The organism is Acetatifactor sp. (genome assembly GCF_982438285.1).
The window spans coordinates 1-3824 of record NZ_CEWDFQ010000305.1; the positions used below are offsets into that span (position 1 = coordinate 1).

4 protein-coding genes are annotated in these 3824 nt (G+C 47.7%); 3 read left to right on the plus strand and 1 reads right to left on the minus strand.

All coding sequences use genetic code 11. From position 1 onward, the window contains the following. Positions 1-114: 114 nt before the first annotated feature. The gene (locus AC1WIP_RS12880; protein ID WP_481142206.1) at positions 115-1107 is read left to right on the plus strand and encodes a pectinesterase family protein; all 993 of its coding nucleotides are present in this window, start codon (positions 115-117) and stop codon (positions 1105-1107) included. A 55-nt stretch (positions 1108-1162) separates the two neighbouring features. Here the strand turns inward: AC1WIP_RS12880 and AC1WIP_RS12885 are convergent, their stop codons facing one another. After that, a complete protein-coding gene (locus AC1WIP_RS12885) occupies positions 1163-2056 on the minus strand; it encodes a LysR family transcriptional regulator (RefSeq protein WP_481142207.1) in 894 nt (297 codons plus the stop codon). A 148-nt stretch (positions 2057-2204) separates the two neighbouring features. On the opposite strand from AC1WIP_RS12885, the gene AC1WIP_RS12890 reads away from it, so the two are divergent. Next, on the plus strand, positions 2205-2975 hold the full coding sequence (locus AC1WIP_RS12890; protein ID WP_481142208.1) for an SDR family NAD(P)-dependent oxidoreductase: 771 nt from the start codon (positions 2205-2207) through the stop codon (positions 2973-2975). Positions 2976-3310: 335 nt separating this feature from the next. Continuing rightward, positions 3311-3824 (plus strand): flavin reductase family protein (locus AC1WIP_RS12895; RefSeq protein ID WP_481142209.1); only part of this gene is annotated, 514 nt, incomplete at its 3' end.

Below are 3824 nucleotides of genomic sequence, written 5' to 3' on the forward strand. Positions count from 1 at the left end.
AGGGTGACCAGCCACTGCTTCGGAACCCGTTTTTGGTTATTATGACCAGGTTCGTGATTTTGTCAGCGGGTTTCACAATCACTTGAAAATTTTAAAAGAATAAGGAGAAAACATATGCTTACCATTACTGTTGCAAAAAATAAAAAAGACGCCTTTCCCACACTGCAGGAGGCGGTGCTTTCTGTTGAAGATGGTCTTTCAGAAACCGTCCGCATTTGTGTGGAGCCCGGCATATACGAAGAAAAGGTATTTATCCGAAAGGAAAATCTGGAGATTGTGGGAATGGGGCCTGACCCCGACGCTGTGATTTTCAGATATGGGGACGGCGCAAAAAAACCCCGTCCGGATGGAGACGGGGAATATGGCACCTTTAACACTGCCGTTTTGTTTTTTGCAGGAAAAGACATTACTGTCAGAAATATCACAGTGGAGAACACTGCAGGCCCAGGCTGCCAGGCCGGACAGGCTCTGGCCGTATATGCGGCGGCGGATCGTCTCAGCTTTTACAACTGCCGCTTTTTAGGATGGCAGGACACCATCTTTGCGGGGGAGCCCATCACCTGTCAGATGAAAAAGCTGATGCTGCCTGACTTTTTTACCGCTTCCAAAATAAAAGTGGATTACAGCCTTATCCGCAATTATTTTAAGGACTGCTATATCTGCGGCGACGTGGATTTTATCTTTGGCCCCAATACGGCATTTTTTGAGAATTGTGAAATTCATTCCAGGGGACGCTCCAGCGAGGAGCGGGCTTTCATCACCGCCGCCAGCACTCCAAAGGAGCAGGAATACGGTCTGGTCTTTTCCCACTGCCGTCTCACCGGGGAGGAATACGCCAACGTCTATCTGGGCCGCCCCTGGAGGGATTTTGCAAAGACGGCCTTTGTGCGCTGCACCATGGATTCCCACATTTGCCCCGAGGGCTGGCAGAATTGGGGACGGGTAAGGGCTGAGGTGCTCTGCGATTATGTGGAATATGCAAACGAAGGCCCCGGCGCTGCTCCGGAAAAAAGAGCTCCCTTCAGCCGACAGCTGGAAAACCCCCAGCTGGACGATTATTTTTCCAGAAAAAATGTGCTCGAGGGGCTGGATGGCTGGAATCCCTAAGGCTCTCATTTCGAGGAAGACGGTGTCCTGCCTTCTCCTAGATCGTTAATTCACGTTATATTTCTGTTTCAAGCATTTCTCGCAGATATTGTAAAAAAATATTTGCCGCTTTAGAAAATACCTGGTATTTTTTCCAGACGATAAAGCCAGGGGCCTCCAGCTGAGGGGAAAGAGGACGGAAGCAGAGATTGCTTCCCTGGGTATTGATGAGCTTATCATAGCAAAGAGCGTATCCGAGTCCCTCATCCACCAATAGAGAAGCGTTAAAAAGCAGGTTATAAGTGGCGACAATATGCAGTTCTGATTCTTCCCGCTGGAGCCAGCGGCCAAGATAGAGATTGTCTCCTTTCTGATGGGAAACAATCAATGGTTTATCCCACAAATCCTCCGGACAGATCATTTCTTTTTCTGCCAAGGGGGAATCCCTGCGCATGAGAACGCCCCAGGTATCTTTGATGGAAACCGGAATTGCCTCATATTTCTGTGCGTCAATTTCCGTAAACAGCAGCCCAAAATCAATAAGGCCCTTATCCAGATATTCCAATACATGCTCCGCATTACCGCTGGAGATGTGATATCGGATATCTGGATATTTTTTTTGCAGCTTTTTGGCAACCATGGCAAACAAACGCACAATTTCGGTCTCACCTGTCCCGATAAACACATTGCCGGCAATGGTTTCATCGGATTGGGTTATCTCATTTTCTGTCCGCTTGACAAGCGAGAGAATTTCTTCTGCACGCTTGCGCAGAATCATTCCTTCCTCTGTCAAAATGACCTTGCGTGAACCTTTCACCCCACGGATTAAAAGCTGTTTTCCCAACTCCTCCTCCAAGTTTCTGAGCTGTGTGGACAAGGCGGGTTGAGAGATATGCAGAGATTCGGCGGCGGCGGTAATATTTTGCTCTCTTGCCACCGCTAAAAAATATTCCAATACACGCAGTTCCATTTATATCTCCTCCTATTATTTAGTATAACGAAAAATTCTATAAGGGTCAATTATGAAAACTAATAAAGAATAAGTATTTGATATCTAATTTGCCTGGCAGTACACTATGGACAGAAAGAAAAATAGTAATGAAAAGAGGTTGTTTTAAATGGAAGCACAAATGCTGAAAGATAAGGTCGCCATCATCACTGGAGCCAGTTATGGCATGGGGCAGTCAATGGCGGAGCTGTTTGCAGAGGAAGGTGCGGCAGTGGTACTCACCGCCCGGCATCAGGAAAAGCTGGATGCTGTTGTGGAAGGCATCCGCAGGAAAGGAGGAAAGGCAGTCGGCGTGGCAGCTGATGTATGCTCCACTGAGGATACCAAGCGGGTGTTTGAGACTGCACTGAAAGAATTTGGAGATGTGGACATCCTCATCAACAATGCCGGCATCGGGGAACAGAAAATGATCGATGAAACCGATGATGACTGGATGATGTATGTGATGAACACCAATTTAGGCGGCCCCATGCGGTATATCCGGGAGGCTCTGAAGATTTTCTTACCTAAGAATGACGGGGTTATCATCAACATTTCTTCCGTCAACGGCACCCGGCCCTTCTGTGGGGCGACCTACACTTCTACCAAAGGGGCTTTGAATACGCTCACCAAGAATGTGGCCATGCGGCTCATCGACACCAACATCCGCTGTAATGCGGTAGCGCCCGGAGCTACGGTTACCCCGGCGCATTTAGCCAATAAGGCAGGAGAGCAGCCTGGCGGGGCGGAAATGCTGGGATACAGCGGCCACTTCGTTTACTTCCCCGGCCCGGAATGCGATCCCATGGATCAGGCGTATGCCTGCCTATATCTGGCCAGCAAGATGGGACGCCATGTAAAAGGACAGGTATTACAGGTCTGCAACGGAGCTTTCCTGTAAGGGGAATTAAAATGGGCAGAAAAAGATTTTTTATGAGAACAATTCAGAATCAGACCTTTGACGAGAAATTTTTTAAGAAATCGAGGAGGAAGAAATTTTGAAAAAGAGCATGCAGCAGGCAGTAACAGCGTAATAATATTGATAAAATTGAATATAAAGAAAAAGTCAAAAAAAATATTGACACCGTGTCAAAACCATGTTATAGTACAGTTATTGACACGGTGTCAATATAGAGAGCGGTCCTGGGACCGCAAAAATTTTGTGCTGGTTTTGACACTGTGTCAAAACCGAACCATCTATCATGTATGTTAAGCAGAGAAAGGAAGGTAACTCTTATGAAAAAAAACATTGGTTCAGCTCTGGCTTTGTATCCTACTCCCACTGTTGTGGTGGGCGCGATGAACGGGGAAAAACCCACCTGGACATTGGTGGCTCATGTGGGCATCATCGGTCACGACAGAGTTTTGATCAGTTTGGCCTCCGCCCACTATATCAACCAGTTCATCAAGGAGGGCGGCAAGCTGTCTGTCAACATCGTGGATGAGGGGATGCTCCCAGAAACCGACTGTGTAGGCTCGGTCAGCGGCGCAAAGGTGGACAAATCAAAGGTATTTGAGTATGAGCTGGGCGAAGCCGGTACGCCAATCATTCGCAAGGCGCCGCTGACGATGGAGTGCTCTGTGGTGGATACCTACAATACTCCAGGCTTTGAGAGCTTCATCTGCTCCATTGACAACACCTATGTGGAAGAGGAACATCTGAATGAGGCCGGCAAGATTAACTACCACACTCTCAAGCCGGTACTGTTTGATTTCCCCGCTTATGAATATCTGAAAACCGGCGATGTGA